This window comes from Colwellia sp. MT41 (assembly GCF_001444365.1).
In the GTDB taxonomy this organism is placed as follows: domain Bacteria; phylum Pseudomonadota; class Gammaproteobacteria; order Enterobacterales; family Alteromonadaceae; genus Colwellia; species Colwellia marinimaniae.
The window spans coordinates 3,835,184-3,855,310 of the sequence record NZ_CP013145.1; the positions used below are offsets into that span (position 1 = coordinate 3,835,184).

The following is a 20,127-nucleotide window of genomic DNA, read 5'->3' on the forward strand; positions in this document are numbered from 1 at the left end:
AACTCGGCTTAAGGTAAGGAAGAGCCATGCAGCCGAGTTCGCGTTAATTAAAACTGCTCAGTAAAATACTGACTGAGAAAATAGAGCCAATAAAAAGGCTTATTGTTACCAACAATAAGCCTTTTTTGTCTCTACACCTTTGTCTTGTACTGGCTCAATAACCCTTAGTAAGCTTGCTTTTTATAAAGATTCCCAGTCCTTAGTGACGCCACCATTAAACTAAACGTTGGCGTACCATTTCAAACAAACAAATACCTGTTGCCACTGATACATTTAAACTTGAAACACTCCCCGCCATAGGCAACTTAACTAATTGATCACAATTTTCACGAGTCAATCGGCGCATACCTTTACCTTCAGCGCCCATAACCAGTGCCATAGGACCAGAAAGTTTGACATCATATAAGCAGGTATCAGTTTCCCCGGCAGTGCCAACAATCCATACACCTTGCTGTTGCAGGTATTTCATCGTTCTTGATAAGTTAGTGACTTGCACTAAAGGCACACTCTCTACCGCTCCGACGGCAACTTTACGCACGGTTGGGGTTATTTGTGCGGCATTGTCTTTTGGTACTATGATGGCTTGTACGCCAGCAGCATCAGCATTACGTAAACAAGCACCTAGGTTATGCGGGTCGGTTACACCATCTAAGATAAGCAGAAATGGCGGAACACCTTTTTTCTTTGCGGCTTGTAAAATGTCATCTAGATCATTTTCGGTGTAGGCTTTGCCGGGTCTAACACGAGCAACTACGCCTTGGTGCTGTTCACCTTCACTTTTTTCATCCAGTACTTTACGACTGACCAATTGAGTACCAATTCCGTATTTACGAGTTAAGTTTATGATGGGCATCATGCGATCATCTTCACGACCTTTTAATAGCCAAATTTCAATAAAACGCTCTGGTGCTACGTTTATTAAGGCATTAACTGCATGAATACCAAAAACTAACTCTTCACTTTTTGCCATGATCTTTCTCTGTCTTTAAATTAATAACCGAAGTTTAATAACCGAAGTAATAGGGTTTATTTCACTATGTTGTGGTATTGCTCTTGGTACTCTTGCGGGCATTTTTCCCTGGGCGTTTTTTACGGGCACTGCGCTTTTTTACTTTACTCTTCTCTTTCGGCTTATCTTTAGTCGAGCCTTTAGACTTGCCTTTAGTTTTACTTTTTTTGGCTTTACTGGCGCGATCACCCGAGCTAGTTGCTGACTTGGCCTCAGTTGAGTTTGAAGTTGAGCGCCTAGCTCCCTTGTTTTTAGAGTTGCCTTTAGACTTACCTTTACCTCTAGATTGCCCTTGATTTTCACGGTCAGAATCAACACCTTCAAGTCGTAAGTCTATTTTCTTTTCATCCAGATTAACTGCGGCAACTTGCACGCGAATTTCATCGCCAACACGGTATTTATTACCACTATTTTCACCCGTTAAACACATACGGACATCATCATAATGATAAAAATCACGACCAAGGGAGGTGATATGGACTAAACCTTCAATATGTAAATCTTGTAAGCGAACAAACATGCCGAAGTTAGTCACCGTGGAAATAACGCCGTTAAAAGTATCACCAACATGGTCTTGCATAAACTCACACTTGAGCCAATCAGCAACATCGCGAGTGGCTTCATCGGCGCGTCGCTCGGTCATAGAGCAATGTTCGCCCAGCTCAATCACTTCTGCTAAGGAGTATTGATAAAAGCCTTGATTGCCATCACTTTTGGCTGATTTTTCAAGAATGGCTTTAATGACTCGATGCACCACTAAATCAGGGTAGCGACGAATAGGTGAAGTGAAATGACTGTATGAAGGCAGTGCTAAACCAAAATGTCCTTCGTTATCACTTTGATAAACCGCTTGGCGCATTGAGCGTAATAACATGGTTTGAATAAGCTCTTGATCCGGACGACCTGCCACTTTCGCAAGGATATCACCGTAATCTCTTGGCTCCGGCTCTTCTTTGACCGGCATTGACAAGCCCAGCTCATTTAAGTAAGTAATAAAGTTACGGTACTTATCTTCATTGGGCTTTTCGTGAACGCGGAATAAACCAGGGATTTCATGTTTTTCAATAAATTTTGCTGTCGCTACGTTGGCCAAGATCATACATTCTTCAATGATTTTATGAGCATCATTGCGAATAAGTGCTTCAACACTTTGAATTTTTTTATCTTCATTAAAGATAAAAATAGACTCTTGGGTTTCAAAAGCGATGGCACCACGCTGAAGACGGGCATCGGTTAGCGCGTGATACATTTGCTCAAGGTTTTTCAAATCAGGTACTAAGCCTTGATATTCCTGACAAAGGTCTGCATCGCCGTCAAGAATAGCGGCGACTTGAGTGTAAGTAAAACGAGCATGAGAACGCATTACTGCCGGGTAAAACTTACTGCCTGAAAGCTTACCAGTCGCACTTACCGTCATCTCACAGACCATACATAAACGGTCGACATCCGGTTTTAGTGAACATAAGCCATTAGAGAGTTTCTCCGGTAACATAGGGATAACTTGGCTGGGGAAGTAAACCGAATTACCCCGGGATATTGCCTCCTCGTCTAGGTCTGTGCCATCTTTTACATAATAACTAACATCGGCAATAGCAACCCATAAGCGCCAACCACCGGATTTTTTCGGCTGACAATAGACTGCATCATCAAAATCACGGGCATCTTCACCATCGATAGTGACTAAGGGTAAGTCTCGTAAATCTTTGCGTGGCAGTTTAGCTGACTCTTCGACCTCATCTGCAATACCCGCAACTTCGGCTTGTACCGTATGAGAAAATTGGTGTGGTAGATCATGAGCACGTAAGGCGATTTCGATTTCCATGCCTGGTGCAAGGTGATCCCCTAACACTTCAATAACTTTACCAATAGCATGGGAACGTCTAGTTGGTCTTTGTACTAATTCCACCACCACCATTTGACCGTGACGAGCACCCATTTTTGCTTGTGGGTCAATTAACACTTCTTGTTTAATTTTACTGTCTTCAGGGACAACTGAACAGACATGATGGTCGATATATAAGCGTCCAACTATGGGCGCTTTTCTGGGTTCGATAACTTCAAGAATTTTAACTTCTTTACGGCCTTTTCTATCGGTACGGTCAACTAAAATAGCTTGGACAATATCACCATGAAAAACACGCTGCATTTCATAGGAGGAAATATAAAAGTCTTTGCCCTTTTTATCTGTGATTGATGAATCATCCGGAGAAAAGAAACCAAAACCGTCCCTATGGCCAATAACTTTGCCGGTTAACAGGCTATTTTTTTCCGGCAAGGCGTATTGTTTAAATTTATTAAAAATTAACTGACCACTATTTTCCATAGCGCGTAAACGACGTTTCAAACCAATAAGTTGGTATTCTTCATCATACTTTAGTGTTTTAAGCAGGCTATTGAAACTAGGTGGTGGCGAGCATTTTTCGATGATTGATAGCAATAATTCGCGTGAGGCAACTGGCTTATCGTATTTTTTAGCTTCGCGTTTAGCGTGTGGATCGTTATAGGTCACTATAAAGGGTCAGTATTTAAGGATAACTGCTTGCCAGTATACCATAAAGTTTAAATAAGCAGCTTAATACCAATCAGTATAAGAAAGTGAGCACTTCTTTATGCTGAATGGTATAGCACTAATGCTTAATTGGTATAGCTGGTTCTTTTCGCTTGTGCGACCACTTTATCCGGCATTTTACTGGCAAGTACAGCCAATAACTCACTGATTTTTTTATGGGTTGCTTTATCATCGGTTAAAGAATGATGTAATTGAGAATACAATGCCGGGTAGTCTAACGGGCTACCAAAGTCTTGTTGGTATAAACCCGCTAAACGCATTTGTGCGGCCAAGTTATTTAAACTTGCCGCAGTTTTTAAATAAACAATGGCACGTTCAATATCAACCTGCATAAATTTACCAATATGGTAATAGCGACCTAATTGTTCTAAGCCTTCCGCTAAGCCCTGATCAGCTGCGAGATGCATATAGTGTAAACCTAAGGGAATGTCTTTTTCGACACAGACACCATAGGCTAACATATCACCCCATAAAAATTGATATGAGGGCATTTTAGCTTTATTAGCGCGAGCTTCAATATCTTGCACTAACTGACATTCATCTAACACTACTTGACTTAAATGTTTGTTATCTTTTATTAAATCAAGCAATATATTATCCGTATAAATCTGCACTGCTTGCATATTTTTAGACACGGCCATAGCTGATGGCATAATGAATAGAGCATTGACTAAAAAGATAAACACCAAAAATAACAGACGCATAATAATCCTAACTAGGCTAAACCGGCTTACCACCCTATATCGGCCAGCAAGCGCTAAGTATGAAATTTATTGCACTAAGCTGGTATTGTAAAGCAACTTTAACGCCAAGTTCATCTTTTAAACGGCTAATAAATTGAATAAGTGCTCAAGTATGGCTAGTATTATTGAGCACAGAATAACAAAGACCCGCTAGCATCATAAATTTCCCCAATGACTTATGTTGAAATACTCCTTCTAAATAACGGCGCCTAAATATGCTAATTGAAAAAGAACTTGCTGAGTTAACTGTTGGCCATTATGTGGTGAAAATTATCCACCAAGCGGATAATTTCTCTTTAACTGCCGCCGGACATATAAAAAGCACAGCGGTCATTAACCACCTTAAAAGTAAAAATGTTTATTGTGTATTAATTGACGATAGTAAAACAATCGCAGCTAGCAGCGAAAAAACAGAGTCGGCTCCTACCAAGCCTTCATCCCTAAACAGAGAACAGCTTAAACAGGCAAAAGAAATTTTTAACCAATCTAAATCCATTCAAAAGAAATTATTTCATGATGCATTGAGTGGTAGCAGCCTTGATTTATTACCGGTAATTGAAATTACTAATAAGTCTATCGATGCAATATTCAACTGCCCTGACGCCCTTGCTTGTATGTTAAATATTCGAGAGAAAGATGAGTATTTATTAGAGCACTCTGTCGCAGTTTCTGTCTACATTACCATTTTTGCACGTTATTTAGCTTTAGATAGAGATATTATTGAGCAATTATCGGTTGGTGCATTTCTCCATGATATTGGCAAAATTAAAATACCCGATGAGATCCTCAATAAACCGGGTAAATTAACCGATGATGAATTTACCATCATGAAAACTCATGCCAACCACTCCATAGAGATCATCAAGCAGACTCCAGGTATTAGCGCACTTAGCCTTGAAGTGGCGGCACTGCATCATGAGAAAATAAATGGTAGCGGTTACCCGTTTCAAGTTTCGGGTGATGACATTAGCCAATATGGCCGTATGATTGCCATTTGTGATATTTTTGATGCTTTAACGGCGACACGTGTTTATAAAGAAGGATTTACCCATGGTAAATCCTTTGCCATTTTACGAGAATTAGCCAAAAAAAATCAGTTAGATACGAATTTGGTTGATCAATTTATCAAGTGCATTGGCGTATTTCCAATCGGCTCTTTAGTGCAATTGAAATCAAATAAATTAGCCTTAGTGAAAGTTCGTAATGATAAAGATCCGACCAACCCACAGGTGCACTCTTTTTACAGCGTCAAACACCATCATTTTCTCAATAAGCAAGAAATTGACCTATCAATGAACGATGATTTCATTGTTAGGGGAGTCCGAGCGGAAGAGTTCGATCTGGATATGAAGCAAATCATCGAAATGTTACTGATGGAAGGCTAGGCCTTTCATTAAGTTGGTGAGCTTGTTGTGCTTATAAAAAACAATTCAGGACAAGAATCTCAATTGGCCAATAACTGACTATTGGCATTGAGAGCAATATCGTCTTGGGGGATCTTAACCCGCACAAGTGAGTAAGCAATGAGTGAAATTTATATAGATTAACATAGCAAAAGGTAATAAATGCTGGAGTGAATGTTTTTCTAGTGAAAAAAAACGGCCTTTGCCATTCGCTTAGGTGAGCAGAAATGATCATACCGACACTATCTAGGCATGGTGTCGGTATTAAACAGCTACAAAGTTTAGTTAGTCACTAAACTAACTAAACTAGATAGAAAATGATGAACCACAACCACAAGTAGTCGTTGCATTGGGATTGTTTACCACAAAGCGACTGCCCTCTAAACTTTCAAGATAGTCAACTTCGCCATCAACAAGGTATTGTAAACTCATAGGGTCTACCACCATAACAACACCTTGTTTTTCAATAGTCATATCACCTTCATTCACTTTTTCATCAAAGGTGAAACCATATTGAAAACCTGAACAACCACCACCGGTAACATATACACGTAGTTTAAGAGCAGGATTATCTTCTTCTGTGATTAACGAAAGGACTTTAGTTGCCGCTGCATCGGTAAATTTAATGGGTAATTCAGGGTTTGACATGGTGCTCTACTTAGTACAATAAAGTACGAAAAAAATACGCTATAAAGCGATGGATTGAAACAAAGTTAATTATCTTAAACCTGACTAATTTAATCAAGTATTATTCGCGAATAACCGTCAAAGGTTATTTAACCTGAACTCTGAATAATGGCTGATTTATATTTAAGTAAAATCAACAAGTTATATCCCCTGAAAAAATCGACCAGTAACTAAAATAACTATATAGCCAATCAATGGCTCAAATTATCCCATTATCAAGGCAAAACATTTATCAATAGCGGGCTATTTATCGACGTTTTAGCGCAGAGAATCGAATAAAGAGGATTGAGCAAGTGGCGCTTATGCAGAGTTTAGGTTATTTACTTACCAACCAGGGCAAAGATTTATCTTTTTTAGCATATTTTTGCCAACGAGATTTGCTTAATATTGCCGAGACCAAGACGTTTTCCGGAATAAAATTAACCGGTAAGGTAAATTTGCCACTAATAATCTGAAAATATTGAAAGCTGAATTTTACATCTTGTTTATTCAGCTGAGAAACTTCAGCCAGCTTAAGTTTTATTGCTTTTTCACCGTCGTAGCCTTCAAAAACCAAGTCAATATAGCCTTTACTATAGCGCCGCTTTAATTGCTGTTGCACTAAGGTCACCTGAAAGTGGTATTGATTGGGGATTTTACTGGCGGTTATTTTTACCTCCTCGACTAACAGACCTGCCGCCTGCTTTTCGGGTGCCATTATTTTTTCGTAAAAGGCCAACTGTTTTTTTACTTCAAACTGTTGCTTAGAGGCGATTTTAAGTGAATTTTGTACTTGTTCATTGGCAAGTTGCTCAACAGCTAACTCAACTTCTAATGAGTGAATTCTCGCTATACTCTGTTCTTGCTGGTGATAAAGCTGTTCTAATCTAAGCTTTTGCTGTTCAAGGCTGGTCACTTGAAAATAATGGTAATAATTTCCCAAACGGTAGCCGATAAAAAGGCAAAGAATGATCACTGTGCCTAAAAACAAAGCCGATTTAAAGCTGCCTAAACGCTCAACGACGACGCTAAGATTTATTTTTGCTAACCATTTCATTTGTAAAGTATTATAATCCTGTAATGATAATATCAATCGCAGCAATACGAAAACATCTAGCTTTGCCAGAAATCTCTTGGCAAATTTGTTTGCTGGCCATAATTGGTGGCTGCGCTTCCGCTTTTTTAGTGGTGTTATTTACCCTCACTATCGAAGAGATCCAGCAGCTTTATCTAATAAAACGCGATAACTATAGCAGTTTAGATGAATTAAGTCGTTTTGATTTACCCATAATAGGCGCCATTATTATCCTGTTTTTTGGTTGGCTTACCGGTTATAAATATTTACGCACTGGCATCCCCTTTGTTCTGCATCGTTTAAAAGTGGCTCATGGTGTCATTCCCTTTAAAAACACCCTTAACCAATTTTGGGGTAGTGCGGTAGCATTAGCTTCTGGTTTTTCTGTTGGCCGTGAAGGACCCGCCGTACACCTTGGTGCGGCATGTAGTAGCTATATGGCTAATGCGTTAAAATTACCTTATAACAGTGTTCGTACCTTATGCGCTTGCGGTATAGCCGCGGGTATAGCGGCTACATTTAATACCCCGATAGCTGCAGTGATTTTTGTGATGGAAGTGATTATGCGTGAATACAAGGTCCATATTTTTGTGCCTGTCATGCTTGCTGCTATTGTCGGCTCCTTGATTACCCGCAGTGTCTTTGGCACCAGTCATGATTTTGAATACTTTCATCCTATAGCGCTTGACCAATACCATTATTTTTCTTTAGTACTGCTAGCCATAGTCTTAGGCATATTGGCGGCAGCATTTAATAAGTACCTTGTTTTAATCATCAAAAAAAGTGTTAAATACCACATAGTGCCACGCTTATTGCTTGCCGCTTTTATTACCGGTATTTTAGGCTATTTAGTCCCTGGCGCTATGGGCACAGGTACCAGTGCCATTGATATTTCCTTAACGAGCAACTTGTCACTAGGTTTGTTGTTTAGCTTACTTATCGCTAAATTATTAATGACCATGTTTGCCCTTGGCTTAGGTATACCTGGTGGTATTATTGGACCAACACTCGGCATAGGAGCTATAGCTGGTGCCTGCGCTGGTGCGTTAGTAATACAAGTTTTACCCGGCGAGTACCTTGGCAGTGATTTCATCCTTATGGGCATGGCAGGTTTTATGGCTGCCAGCTTAAATGCGCCACTTGCCGCCTTACTTACTGTGGTTGAGCTATCCAGTCAACTTGAGTTGGTTGTTCCCGCCATGATTGTTATTACTATCGCGAGTATAGTATCTAGACAACTTTGTAAAAATGAGTCTATTTTTACCATGCAATTAGATGCACAAAACTTATCCTATCGCAAACCGCCCATTGAAGAATCATTGCAAAATATTGGTGTCTTGGCGGTAATGAAAGATAATTTATTGATTTTAGAGCAGGCAAGTACTCGCACTATTATCGGAGAGCTACTCAGTAGTCATCAATCTCAACTCATTATTAACCAAGAATCGACGCAAGCCACAGAGATAAATAGCTATTATTGGGCGCAATTCGATGCAGAAATCGCTGATGATGACGGTGAGGACATTGAACATAATCTTGCTAAAAAGTTGATATTGCATAAGCTTATCCCATTAAATCATCAAGTAACCTTGGCCGAAGCTTATTTAGCTTTAGTAGAGCAACGCTCAGGGGCGGTATATATTTATGGGAAAGATATTAACGACTGTATTGGCTTGGTCACCTTTGAACAACTTAGAATTTATTTGGTAGAAGGAAAACTCCATTAATGGACACGTTTTTAATCAATAATATCCTCTGGCTTAAAGCCTTCCACGTTTTTTTTATGGTCGCTTGGTTTGCCGGTATCTTTTATTTACCACGCTTATTTGTCAATCATGCAGAAACTAAGTCAACTGACGTTGCTCAGCAACTAAAAGGCATGGAAAAACGCTTATTGTATTTTATTACCCCTTTTGCCATTTTTACCCTAGTGATGGGCTTAGCAATAATCTACGCTTACGGACATGACTGGTTTTTTGCCGCTAAATGGCTACATATCAAATTAAGCTTAGTAATATTACTCTTTGTTTATCATGGCTATTGTTTTAAATTAGTGAAAACCTTTGCCCAAGATAAAAATACCCGAACAGCACGCTTCTATCGAATTTTTAATGAGCTGCCCGTGCTTATATTATTGGCAGTAATTATTTTAGCTTATGTTAAACCTGGCTGATTTTCCCAGTCGAACCGTTCAATAAGCTAAGACTCATAAATCAGTAGGAAACTAGGAGCACAGTGCAATATTTTTCAGGTATTGCAGTTATAATCAAGATAGGATAGCCTACCCACATGTAAACAGGATGTTACTAGCACTTTAACTTTCTTAGCTTAGGGAACATTTAATGAAATATTTTTTATGCGCTTGTTTAGCGTTCACTGCATTGCTAGTAACAGCAAATGCCAGCAATCAATCGACCGTACCAATAGCCAAGCCCAAGATTGTTGGTGGTGAGCTTGCTAACCAAGGTGACTGGCCTTGGATGGCAGCCTTAGTCTCTACCCATCATGAAGTAATAACCTCTTTACAGGTTGCTGGTACTGGCTACGATAGTTCGCCTTTTTCCAATAGCCCTTCAGGTCAAGTAAGTGCAGTTGTAATCGATTGTGGTCTTGGCGACAGTCAATGTAGTGCGGCGAGCAATAAAATATGCTTAATTGCCCGTGGTGACGTCGACTTTTCAGTAAAAGTGGATAATTGCCAAGCTGGCGGAGGCATAGGGGTAATTATCTTTAACAATACTAACGGTGCTATTAATGGCACCTTAGGCGATAATTTTGCCGGTAGTATTCCTGTTATAGCTATTAGCCAAGACGATGGTGCTACGCTACTGAACCTACTTGGTAGTATTGCCAGCCTTAATGTTACTGCGCAACAAAAAATAGTACAAAGTTCTAGCTGTGGCGCTAGTTTTATTGGTGAGAAATGGCTACTTACCGCGGCGCACTGTGTTGAAGATGCCAATATTAACCTGCTACAAGTCAATGTCGGTGAATACGACTTAAGCAATGGTGCTGAAAATGCCAAAGCTATTAAGCGTATTTATATCCATCCAGAATATAATAAAGGTAGCGCTTTTAATAATGATATTGCTCTAATAGAGCTTATTGAAGCTATTGATAATCCAGCGGTAACGCTAGTTGATTTAGATTCCAGTAGGCAGCTAGCCTTAGACAACGCCGCAGTAACGGTTATCGGTTGGGGGAACCAAACGGCTTATGGGCCAAACGATGAACTACCCGCTAATGACCAGCCTGATAAATTACGTCAAGTTGAACTCAACTTGCTCAGTAATGAGCAATGTAAAGATAAACTAGCGCAAGCTTATACTGACTTGGAAGGTATTAACTATTTACCTGATCAAGTAGGTATTACCGATAGCATGATATGTGCAAATTATTCAGGCAGTATGGAAAAAGGTTCATGCCAAGGTGATAGTGGCGGACCATTATTAGTTAACACCAATCAAGGCTGGCAACAAATTGGTATCGTCAGCTACGGTGTTGGCTGTGCCGTTGCCGAATTTCCAGGTGTTTACGCCCGTGTTGGTCAATTTACTGACTGGATTAACAATATCAGCAAAGGCATCGCCATTGAACCAACTTATGACTTTGCCATTACTCCACAACACACAGCACAAACAACCCAGCTAACCGTCAGCAATAATAGTGAGTTAACCGCTAATTTAACTTTCACCCTAGTAATTGACAAAATTGGCAGTACTGGCTTTAGTCTAACGCCTAATAGCTGTAATACTTTAGCAGCAAAACAAAAGTGCACCATTACCCTTGCCTTTGATGCTAAAACCCTTGGTCAGCATAAAATGCGGATTATCATTAATAGTAATGATGACAATATTCCCACCAGTCAAAGCTTTATCAGTGCTCAGGCAATTGCCGCTAATAATGTTATTAATACTCAGTTATCTAGTGGTTCAACTGAACTACTGTGGTTTAGTGGCGGCGATAAACCTTGGTTACTTGATAATAGCGAAGCAGCAATTAGCAGTGGTGAGATTAGCGATAATCAACAAAGCTCAGTAATGCTAACTTTTACTGGCGCTGGCAGTTTGTCATTTTATTGGTCGGTATCATCGGAAGAAAATACCGAGGATCCTTCATCACCTTATGATGCCTTGTACTTAATTATTGATGGTGAAAAAGTTGACTTTATTTCTGGAGAAGTCCCTTATGCCAAGGTAACTATCCCTAATTTAGCTGAGGGAAAACATCAAATAACCTGGCTCTATTTGAAAGATGGCGCGACGAGTAAGGGTGAAGATAAAGCATATTTAAAAGAGGTCGTTTTTACCCCAGAGACAGCGCCAGCTGATACATCGGCAACTTCTCCTCCGCCAGTACAAACAGCAAGTAAATCAAGTGGTGGTAGCGTAACTTATCTCTTGCTGCTACTTACCTTGTTACCCTTTAAGCGTCGACGAAGTTAATCTTTAACTGTCGAGTATAAAAAGGCAGATTTATCTGCCTTTTTTAATGCCATCTTGCCCTAACAGAGCGTTAAAAATCTTGTTTATCATTCGCAAATTGGTGGTTTTATGCTATATTCTTGGCAAATTTTTTCCCTTTAAATGTAAGTAATCAAGATGATGAAATTTCAAGGTAAGCATATTCTATCGGTATCACAATTTGACCGTGAAGCTATCGCAAAAATTTTGCAAATTTCTGCGCAAATGACACCTTATGCGTCACGAAAAAAACGTTGTCATGTACTCGAAGGTGCCATATTAAGTAACTTGTTTTTTGAACCCAGCACTCGTACTCGGGTAAGTTTTGGTACCGCGTTTAATTTACTGGGCGGTTCTGTCCGTGAAACTGTTGGTCAAGAGAATACTTCATTAAGTAAAGGTGAATCATTATTTGATACCGCGCAAGTGATCAGCGGCTACTCAGATGTCATAGCCATGCGTCATCCACAAATGCACTCAGTAGATCAATTTGCGCTAGGTAGTACTGTCCCAGTTATTAATGGTGGTGATGGTGCCAATGAACACCCAACTCAGGCTTTACTGGATCTATTTACTATTCAGTCTGAAATGATGCACTTTAATAAAGGCTTAGATGATTTAAATATTGTCTTGATGGGTGACTTGAAACATGGCCGCACAGTACATTCGTTATCTAAATTACTCAGCCTCTATGACAATGTCAAAATTACTATGGTAGCACCCAAGGCCTTACAAATGCCTGATAGTATCATCTCAACGTTAAGTGATGCGGGTCATGAAGTGGTGTTAACCGAAACCATGGAAGGTAATTTATATTGTGACGTAATTTATCAAACCAGAATCCAGCAAGAACGCTTTGCCAGTAAAGATGAAGCTGAGTTATATCGTGGCCATTTCAGTTTGAATAAAAGTGTCTACCAGAAATATTGTCAAGAAAATACCGTTATCATGCATCCATTACCACGGGATTCACGTCCAGAAGCCAATGAACTTGATACCGACCTAAATGATTTAGATAACCTAGCCATTTTTAGGCAAGCGCAAAATGGTGTGTTAGTGCGTATGGCGTTATTCGCCCTCACTTTAGGTGTTGAAGATCAAATTACGAATTATGAAAAACCGGTAAACTGGTATACCAATAAAAACCTTTAAGTGCCACGCACATCGATTAAACTTTTAGAAGAAGCAATTATGAATAAATCAGAACAGTTATTTGAACAAGCGCAAAAGGTAATCCCCGGTGGTGTTAACTCGCCAGTACGTGCCTTTAATGGTGTTGGCGGTAGCCCTTGCTTTATAAAACGTGCTCAAGGCGCTTATATTTATGATGCCGATGATAAAGCTTATATCGACTATGTTGGTTCTTGGGGGCCAATGATCTTAGGTCATAACCATCCTGCCATTCTTGAGGCCGTTATTACTACCGCAAAAAATGGCTTAAGTTTTGGCGCACCCACCGAACTTGAAATTACCATGGCGGAAAAGGTCCGTGAGTTAGTACCATCAATGGAATCTTTGCGTATGGTTAGCTCTGGCACTGAAGCCACCATGAGCGCTATCCGTTTAGCCCGTGGTTATACCGGTCGCGATAAAATCCTAAAATTTGAAGGCTGTTACCATGGTCACGCTGACTCATTGTTAGTAAAAGCAGGCTCAGGTGCTTTGACCATGGGTGTACCTAATTCACCAGGGATTCCGAAAGATTTTGCTAAACATACCCTAACGGTTAGCTATAACAATATCGAGCAAGTAAAAGAAATTTTCGCTAAGTACGCTAATGAAATTGCTTGTATTATTGTCGAGCCTGTTGCCGGCAACATGAATTGTATTCCGCCAGTGGCTGGATTTCTTCAAGGTTTACGTGAGGTTTGTGATCAATACGCTAGCGTATTAATTTTTGATGAAGTAATGACTGGCTTTCGTGTCGCACTAGGTGGTGCTCAAGCGCTTTATAATATCAAACCCGATCTAACCACTTTAGGTAAAATTATCGGTGGCGGTATGCCAGTCGGCGCTTTTGGTGGCAAGCGAGAAATTATGGATTATATCGCGCCAGTTGGTCCGGTATATCAAGCGGGTACTTTATCAGGTAACCCAATTGCTATGGCTGCTGGTTTAGCGGCACTAACTGAATTAGCTCAAGGTGATAAACATCAGCAATTAAGTGCTGCTACGGAAAAGCTAGCCATGGGCTTTAAAGCCGCGGCTGAGCGTAACGGCATTAACTTAAGTGTCAATTATGTTGGCGCTATGTTTGGCTTCTTCTTTACCGACGACAAAAACCCTATCACTAGCTTCGAACAAGCCACTCAATGTGATGGTGAGATGTTCAAACGTTTCTTCCACTTGATGCTAGCTGAAGGGGTGTACTTAGCGCCATCGGCTTTTGAAACCGGCTTCTTATCAACGGCGCACAGTGATGACATTATTGAAAAAACACTCGTTGCTGTGGATAAATGTTTCGCTCAACTATAAGTTCACAGTCTTTGCTGTGATATAAAAAAGCGGCTTAAATGAATTTAAGCCGCTTTTTTTTATTTAATTTTTAAACTTTTCTTAGTTAACCTGAAATTTAGCACTGTCTCTTGACAGCGTTGTCATCAAATGACCAATAAATCAAGTTCAGTTTGCAGCCAATCATAGCCTTGCTGCCAGCCAAGCTCTAATGCTGAAAACGTCTTTAGGTTCCAATCGTCTATCGCTCTCAGCGCCATCACATCGTTTATTATTTTTTTGTCTGCCTCTTTATATACAATCACAGCAATAGCGATTAAATTTTCATGTGAGGCCATGGTCATCTTTGCTTCAAAAGTATAATTATAACTATGTACTTTATTGATCAGCAAGGCAAAGTGATCACTCAGGTGCTGGCTAAGAAAAGCGTCGAATTCGTCAAGCATCTCCATTGAGACTTCGATACCCTCAGTTATAATGATCTCAGCAATACCATCACTTAATACATTGACTGTTGCAAAGCTTAGTTGATGCTTCATGGTTACCTGCTCCACCTACTCTGTTTATTTTTTGTACTCATAGCAAAGCTAGCACCTTTGCCAACAATTGCTTTATTTACTGTACAGCGTGCTAAATAGTCACTATAAAAACTGATCAAATAATTGCACTTGTACCATTTCACCCGCTTGTACCTTACCTTGTGCACTTGGCAAAATAATATAGCAGTTAGCCTTAGCTAAGCTAGATAAGATACCAGAGCCTTGGGCGCCAGTTGAACTGACCACATTTTCACCTTGTGAGTTCACAGATAAAATACCGCGTTGAAAATCCATGCGCCCAGGAGATTTACGTAAGTCACTGCTGCACTTCACCCTTAAATGGGTACGTTTTAACGGTTGGGCATTTTGCATCTTAGTTAAAGCCGGCAAAGCTAATTGATGAAAGGTCACTAAAGCGGACACTGGATTGCCCGGCAGACCAAAAAAGATACTATTAGCTAATTTACCAAAAGCAAAGGGTTTACCTGGTTTCATCGCTATTTTCCAAAAGCCAATCTCACCAAGTTCATCTAAAACTGTTTTAGTGTAATCGGCTTCGCCAACCGAAACACCGCCAGTAGAAATGACCGCATCGGCCTGTTTATCTGCACTGATAAAGGCGGATTTTATTGCCTGAAAGTCATCTTCAATGATACCAAAATCAATAACATCAACATCCAGTTTTTGTAACATGGCGGCTAAAACAAAACTGTTAGACTCATAAATATCACCAACTTGCAGTGCTTGTCCTGGTCGTTTCAATTCATCACCCGTGGCAATTAACGCCACCTTTAATTTGCGATAAACCTTAACTTCAGCTACTCCCAATGACGCAAGGACTCCAATATCAACCGCGGTCAATTTATGACCAGACTGCAATACTTGTTGACCGAGTTTAATATCTTCACCGGCCTGACGGACATGAGAGCCAAAAATTTTATCTACTAAAAAAGTAATTATTTCTCCATCAGCGCTAACGTTTTCTTGCATTTCTACCGAATCACAACACGTTGGCATTTTAGCCCCGGTCATAATACGAATACATTCGCCGGGCTGGCAAATACCTTGAAAAGGTGCGCCTGCCATAGAGCGACCAACAAGTCTTAGGGTTTTATTAGCCGCTAAACTATTTATCGCAAAAGCATAACCATCCATAGCGGAGTTATCATGAGGCGGCACATTTAATGGGCTAGTAATTTCTTGCGCTAAAACATAGTTCAGCGCTTGCTCAATGGACAAGGTTAGTGTTTCGGTGACAGGTGACACTTGCGCTAGCATATTAGCTAAGGCTTGTTCAAAAGGTAAAAGCCCTGGAGCGGAACAACAATCAGACATAAAAACTCACTTAGATACATTACAATTACTTGGTACCATAAATTTCACTCTAAACTAGGCCAATTTGCAAGCCCCCTTCAGAAAATACCACTCAATAAATTAATCCATTTGCTATTTGTTTAGTATCGCTTAACTAGCCTCATAAATAATAGAGCTATAAGCGCAATTTTATTGATTAAGATCAATAAATAGATCAACAAAAAAAATTACCATATCGCCACCAGAGTAATATATCCGCGTTCCCCTGAACTTGCATCTTGAAGTAAAGCGGGTATATACTAAATTTGAACAGAACTTTATTTATAACACCGAGCTATCACAGCTAACATTATTGTATTTTCTGGCTAAATTAAGTCAGCTTATTGAAGGTATTCATGTTGTGATAAGCCGTAACTAAGGCCATGTATTTAATGGGTTTTAGTTACCAGGGTTAACAAGGAAACGCGTTAGCCTCCCTACATTTGGAAAGGTGACATGTTAACAGACAACTTTGGCCGTAGGTTCTATTATCTACGCCTATCAATTACTGACGTGTGCAATTTTAGCTGCACTTACTGCTTGCCTGACGGTTATCAGTGTGATCAACCACGTGATTTTTTATCACTAGATGAAATCAAACGTCTAACTAAAGCTTTCGCTGAGCTCGGCACAGAAAAGATTCGCATTACCGGCGGTGAGCCGGCACTGCGTAAAGACTTACCTAAAATCATTCAAATTTGTAAAGAAACACCAGGCATCAAGAGAGTGGCCATTACCAGTAATGGTTTTAAACTGCCTGAACACTTACCTCAATGGTTAGATGCTGGCATTGATGCCATCAATATCAGTATAGATAGCTTAGATCCTCGTCAATTTCATGCCATAACTGGCCACGATAAACTCAAGACCATTCTCAAGGGTATTGATCTGGGTTTAGCTGATGGCAGAGCATCAATTAAGGTTAATACGGTATTAATGCGTGAGTACAGCGGCAAAGATATTCAAAGCTATCTTGACTGGATAAAAGATACCCCTATTACCTTACGTTTTATTGAGTTAATGCAAACCGGTGATAATAAAGAATTTTTTGATGCCCAACATGTGCAAGGTTCACGTATCAAGCAAAATTTAATTCTCGATGGCTGGCTACCGGTTATTCAAAACAAATCAGCCGGCCCCGCCCAAGAGTTTTATCATCCGGATTATCAAGGTAAAGTCGGTTTGATCATGCCCTACGCCAAAGATTTCTGTAATAGCTGTAATCGTTTACGAATTAGCTCAAGCGGTAAATTGCATTTGTGTCTATTTGGTGATGAAGGTTTGTCACTACGTGAACAATTACAAAGTGATGATATCGCCCCATTACAAGCAAAAATAGTTTCACTACTCGGTGATAAAAAAGCCACCCATTTTTTACATGAAAAGCTAACAGGTGCAACTAAGCACCTCGCCATGCTTGGGGGTTAGTGATGAATTTTCAAACTATCGACTGTTTAGGTGTAGTGCTCGCAGGCGGTTTATCTTCTCGCATGGGGCAAGATAAAGCCCAACTAACTCGCCAGTTCAGTCAAGCTAATAGCTCAAACAAGCAGGCAGATAAGTCCGCGATGAAATCGCTAAGTACTATGCTCGATTTTTCCAAGCAGTTACTTAGCGATGCCGGTATAAAAAATATTGTCGTCAGTGGCGATAACCATCAAATTCCTGATCGAGTATCACAGGCTGGCCCTGTTGGCGGAATTTATAGTGTCTTAGCTCATTACCCAGAACATTTACAACCCAAGGCATTATTAATATTGCCGGTTGATTTACCCTTTATGACCGCAGCGGCTTTGGCTACCTTGCGTCTAAAAGGCGAGCTTAGTAATAAAGCAACCTTCTTCACTGATAGCCAACAACAAATACACCACATTCCGTTATATTTACCCAATAATGCTTTTTTGAATATGTTCTTAATGCAAGCATTCCAACGGGAAAAGATACTGGCTAACGGCAACAAAAGCGACAAGAAAAATACTAAAAATGGTCCTTCAGTGCGAGCCATGTTGGCACAAGTACCTCATCAAGCTATTAGTAGCCCCAATAGCAAAGTACTATTTAATAGCAACACGCCGGAACAGTGGGAACAAGCAAAAAAACAGTTTTAGAGCGAACGTATTGCTTAGCAAGACACTCACTGTCAGAGAATCAATGGCAACAAGCACAGCAACAATTTTAGAATAACGTATTGATTAGCAATACCCAACACGGTCCATAAAACAACATGCCTATGTACATGGTTCAGGATCGTCATCCCCGTGGTGTCTTAATCGGGGATCCAGCGTCTAAAAGCAATGGATCTTCGATCAGAGACTTCGAAGATGACGTTTACAACGACGTCCTGAGCTAACTACATAGCCATGTAAAACAATGGCAATAAGCGCAGCAACAATTTTAATCTACAGATTTAGTCAAGGATAAACCTATGTCAGCACATGGCGGCAATACTTTCATTCCCTTAAACATCGCCGTTTTAACGGTATCAGATACACGTACGACAGAGAACGATACGTCTGGACAAGCGCTGGTTGAGCGTTTAACACAAGCGGGCCACAAGCTAGCCGATAAAGCCATCGTCATTGATGATATTTATCAACTGCGTGCACAAGTTTCGAAATGGATTGCCGATGACAGCATTCACGCCATTATATCTACTGGCGGTACCGGCTTTACCGACCGTGATAATACTCCTGAAGCATTAACGCCATTATTTGACAAAGCGATAGAAGGCTTTGGTGAGATTTTTCGCCATGTATCATTAATGGAAATTGGTACCTCAACCATTCAATCCCGTGCTTTTGGTGGCATCGCCAACAAAACGGTAATCTTGTGTGTACCTGGCTCAACTAACGCTTGTAAAACGGCTTGGGATAAAGTGATTAAAGAGCAATTAGATGCCAGTCATCGCCCGTGTAATTTTGTCCCTCACCTCAATATCACGACAGAGCAATGCGAGAGTCGCGGCTAATGACAACTAATACAACGAATACGCCAGCACAAAAACCAGAGCTGAGTCACCTGAACCAGCAGGGTGAAGCGAACATGGTCGATGTCACGGAAAAAGCCATGACCTCTCGCACCGCAACCGCGCAAGGTTTTATTAAAATGAACCGAGCGACCTTTGAATTAATCACCACAGGAAAACATAAAAAGGGTGATGTGTTTGCTGTTGCTCGTATTGCTGGTATTCAAGCCGCAAAAAAGTGCAGCGATTTAATTCCTTTATGTCACCCGTTAATGTTAACTAAGGTGCAAGTAGACTTCACCCTTGATAGTGAAAACAGTCAAATACAAGTGAATAGTTTATGTCGTTTAACCGGACAAACTGGCGTTGAAATGGAAGCGTTAACCGCTGTCTCTATTGCTTGTTTAACCTTATTTGATATGTGTAAAGCCGCCGATCCTGCCATGGAAATTCATGGTATAAAAGTCTTAACAAAAGAAGGTGGCAAGTCGGGTCATTGGCAAACACAAAAGTAAGTGTCCGTGTTTCCATTGGAAATTCACTGCACTGTACACTAACAAGTCTTAACAAAAGAAGGTGGCAAGTCGGGTCATTGGCAAACACAAAAGTAAGTGTCCGTGTTTCCATTGGAAATTCACTGCACTGTACACTAACAAGTCTTAACAAAAGAAGGCGGCAAGTCGGGTCATTGGCAAACACCAAAGTAAGTGTCCGTGTTTCCATTGGAAATTCACTGCACTGTACACTAACAAGTCTTAACAAAAGAAGGTGGCAAGTCTGGTCATTGGCAAAGCCCTTCAGCTTAACCTAGCCGAACTAAATTTGAGGCTCTGTTCCATCATACTGTTGTCCACATGGCAACTATATGACTTAATAGGAAGTGTTGCT

Annotated in this window: 17 protein-coding genes and 1 riboswitch; of the genes, 10 read left to right on the forward strand and 7 right to left on the reverse strand. The window is 40.3% G+C overall.

The window, feature by feature from the left end:
• Positions 1-214: 214 nt before the first annotated feature.
• From rlmB to CMT41_RS16240, 3 genes are all read right to left on the reverse strand, one after another.
• The gene (gene rlmB / locus CMT41_RS16230; protein WP_058027838.1) at positions 215-970 is read right to left on the reverse strand and encodes a 23S rRNA (guanosine(2251)-2'-O)-methyltransferase RlmB; all 756 of its coding nucleotides are present in this window, start codon (positions 968-970) and stop codon (positions 215-217) included.
• A 64-nt stretch (positions 971-1,034) separates the two neighbouring features.
• Complete coding sequence (gene rnr / locus CMT41_RS16235) at positions 1,035-3,518, reverse strand: ribonuclease R (protein ID WP_058027839.1); 2,484 nt, start codon at positions 3,516-3,518, stop codon at positions 1,035-1,037.
• 125 nt (positions 3,519-3,643) lie between these two features.
• Positions 3,644-4,282: a tetratricopeptide repeat protein gene (locus CMT41_RS16240; RefSeq protein WP_057182779.1), complete on the reverse strand. Its 639-nt coding sequence runs from the start codon at positions 4,280-4,282 to the stop codon at positions 3,644-3,646.
• Between the two features lie 254 nt (positions 4,283-4,536).
• On the opposite strand from CMT41_RS16240, the gene CMT41_RS16245 reads away from it, so the two are divergent.
• Positions 4,537-5,706: an HD-GYP domain-containing protein gene (locus tag CMT41_RS16245; protein WP_058027840.1), complete on the forward strand. Its 1,170-nt coding sequence runs from the start codon at positions 4,537-4,539 to the stop codon at positions 5,704-5,706.
• A gap of 324 nt (positions 5,707-6,030) precedes the next feature.
• Here the strand turns inward: CMT41_RS16245 and erpA are convergent, their stop codons facing one another.
• Together erpA and CMT41_RS16255 are read right to left on the reverse strand one after the other, a co-directional pair.
• Positions 6,031-6,372 carry an iron-sulfur cluster insertion protein ErpA gene (gene erpA / locus CMT41_RS16250; RefSeq protein WP_057182783.1) on the reverse strand — a complete coding sequence of 114 codons (342 nt, stop codon included), beginning with the start codon at positions 6,370-6,372 and terminating at the stop codon, positions 6,031-6,033.
• Between the two features lie 355 nt (positions 6,373-6,727).
• The gene (locus CMT41_RS16255) at positions 6,728-7,447 is read right to left on the reverse strand and encodes a DUF6776 family protein (protein WP_231733096.1); all 720 of its coding nucleotides are present in this window, start codon (positions 7,445-7,447) and stop codon (positions 6,728-6,730) included.
• Between the two features lie 23 nt (positions 7,448-7,470).
• Between CMT41_RS16255 and CMT41_RS16260 the strand changes: the two genes are divergently transcribed.
• From CMT41_RS16260 to hemL, 5 genes are all read left to right on the forward strand, one after another.
• The gene (locus CMT41_RS16260) at positions 7,471-9,192 is read left to right on the forward strand and encodes a chloride channel protein (protein ID WP_057182785.1); all 1,722 of its coding nucleotides are present in this window, start codon (positions 7,471-7,473) and stop codon (positions 9,190-9,192) included.
• The gene (gene hemJ, locus CMT41_RS16265) at positions 9,192-9,638 is read left to right on the forward strand and encodes a protoporphyrinogen oxidase HemJ (RefSeq protein ID WP_057182787.1); all 447 of its coding nucleotides are present in this window, start codon (positions 9,192-9,194) and stop codon (positions 9,636-9,638) included. The genes CMT41_RS16260 and hemJ overlap by 1 nt, the downstream gene beginning before the upstream one ends.
• A gap of 169 nt (positions 9,639-9,807) precedes the next feature.
• Positions 9,808-11,910, forward strand: coding sequence for a trypsin-like serine protease (locus CMT41_RS16270; RefSeq protein WP_058027841.1), 2,103 nt, complete (start codon positions 9,808-9,810; stop codon positions 11,908-11,910).
• A 156-nt stretch (positions 11,911-12,066) separates the two neighbouring features.
• Positions 12,067-13,080 (forward strand): aspartate carbamoyltransferase, encoded by a 1,014-nt coding sequence (locus CMT41_RS16275; protein WP_198149758.1) that lies wholly within the window; start codon positions 12,067-12,069, stop codon positions 13,078-13,080.
• A gap of 39 nt (positions 13,081-13,119) precedes the next feature.
• Entirely contained in the window at positions 13,120-14,403 is a 1,284-nt protein-coding gene (gene hemL / locus CMT41_RS16280; RefSeq protein WP_057182791.1) for a glutamate-1-semialdehyde 2,1-aminomutase, read from the forward strand.
• A gap of 125 nt (positions 14,404-14,528) precedes the next feature.
• Here the strand turns inward: hemL and CMT41_RS16285 are convergent, their stop codons facing one another.
• Complete coding sequence (locus tag CMT41_RS16285; RefSeq protein WP_057182792.1) at positions 14,529-14,921, reverse strand: hypothetical protein; 393 nt, start codon at positions 14,919-14,921, stop codon at positions 14,529-14,531.
• A gap of 102 nt (positions 14,922-15,023) precedes the next feature.
• The gene (moeA, locus tag CMT41_RS16290; protein WP_057182794.1) at positions 15,024-16,256 is read right to left on the reverse strand and encodes a molybdopterin molybdotransferase MoeA; all 1,233 of its coding nucleotides are present in this window, start codon (positions 16,254-16,256) and stop codon (positions 15,024-15,026) included.
• 294 nt (positions 16,257-16,550) lie between these two features.
• A riboswitch (molybdenum cofactor riboswitch) is annotated at positions 16,551-16,744 on the forward strand.
• Here moeA and moaA point away from each other — a divergent pair.
• The 4 genes from moaA to moaC all read left to right on the forward strand — a co-directional run bounded on the left by moaA (position 16,731) and on the right by moaC (position 19,754).
• Entirely contained in the window at positions 16,731-17,702 is a 972-nt protein-coding gene (moaA, locus tag CMT41_RS16295) for a GTP 3',8-cyclase MoaA (RefSeq protein ID WP_057182795.1), read from the forward strand. It overlaps the preceding riboswitch by 14 nt.
• Before the next feature lie 2 nt (positions 17,703-17,704).
• The gene (mobA, locus tag CMT41_RS16300) at positions 17,705-18,382 is read left to right on the forward strand and encodes a molybdenum cofactor guanylyltransferase (protein ID WP_058027842.1); all 678 of its coding nucleotides are present in this window, start codon (positions 17,705-17,707) and stop codon (positions 18,380-18,382) included.
• A gap of 317 nt (positions 18,383-18,699) precedes the next feature.
• Complete coding sequence (gene moaB, locus CMT41_RS16305) at positions 18,700-19,242, forward strand: molybdenum cofactor biosynthesis protein B (protein WP_058027843.1); 543 nt, start codon at positions 18,700-18,702, stop codon at positions 19,240-19,242.
• Positions 19,242-19,754 (forward strand): cyclic pyranopterin monophosphate synthase MoaC, encoded by a 513-nt coding sequence (moaC, locus tag CMT41_RS16310; RefSeq protein ID WP_058027844.1) that lies wholly within the window; start codon positions 19,242-19,244, stop codon positions 19,752-19,754. Before moaB ends, moaC begins: the two co-directional genes overlap by 1 nt.
• The last annotated feature ends 373 nt before the right edge of the window (positions 19,755-20,127 follow it).

Coding starts and splice junctions, on each gene's coding strand:
- CMT41_RS16270 (WP_058027841.1), top strand. CDS start 9,808: ATGAAATATTTTTTATGCGCTTGTTTAGCGTTCACTGCATTGCTAGTA.
- erpA (WP_057182783.1), bottom strand. CDS start 6,372: ATGTCAAACCCTGAATTACCCATTAAATTTACCGATGCAGCGGCAACT.
- CMT41_RS16245 (WP_058027840.1), top strand. CDS start 4,537: ATGCTAATTGAAAAAGAACTTGCTGAGTTAACTGTTGGCCATTATGTG.
- mobA (WP_058027842.1), top strand. CDS start 17,705: ATGAATTTTCAAACTATCGACTGTTTAGGTGTAGTGCTCGCAGGCGGT.
- hemJ (WP_057182787.1), top strand. CDS start 9,192: ATGGACACGTTTTTAATCAATAATATCCTCTGGCTTAAAGCCTTCCAC.
- moaC (WP_058027844.1), top strand. CDS start 19,242: ATGACAACTAATACAACGAATACGCCAGCACAAAAACCAGAGCTGAGT.
- CMT41_RS16260 (WP_057182785.1), top strand. CDS start 7,471: ATGATAATATCAATCGCAGCAATACGAAAACATCTAGCTTTGCCAGAA.
- CMT41_RS16275 (WP_198149758.1), top strand. CDS start 12,067: ATGATGAAATTTCAAGGTAAGCATATTCTATCGGTATCACAATTTGAC.
- moeA (WP_057182794.1), bottom strand. CDS start 16,256: ATGTCTGATTGTTGTTCCGCTCCAGGGCTTTTACCTTTTGAACAAGCC.
- moaA (WP_057182795.1), top strand. CDS start 16,731: ATGTTAACAGACAACTTTGGCCGTAGGTTCTATTATCTACGCCTATCA.
- moaB (WP_058027843.1), top strand. CDS start 18,700: ATGTCAGCACATGGCGGCAATACTTTCATTCCCTTAAACATCGCCGTT.
- CMT41_RS16240 (WP_057182779.1), bottom strand. CDS start 4,282: ATGCGTCTGTTATTTTTGGTGTTTATCTTTTTAGTCAATGCTCTATTC.
- hemL (WP_057182791.1), top strand. CDS start 13,120: ATGAATAAATCAGAACAGTTATTTGAACAAGCGCAAAAGGTAATCCCC.
- rlmB (WP_058027838.1), bottom strand. CDS start 970: ATGGCAAAAAGTGAAGAGTTAGTTTTTGGTATTCATGCAGTTAATGCC.
- CMT41_RS16285 (WP_057182792.1), bottom strand. CDS start 14,921: ATGAAGCATCAACTAAGCTTTGCAACAGTCAATGTATTAAGTGATGGT.
- CMT41_RS16255 (WP_231733096.1), bottom strand. CDS start 7,447: ATGAAATGGTTAGCAAAAATAAATCTTAGCGTCGTCGTTGAGCGTTTA.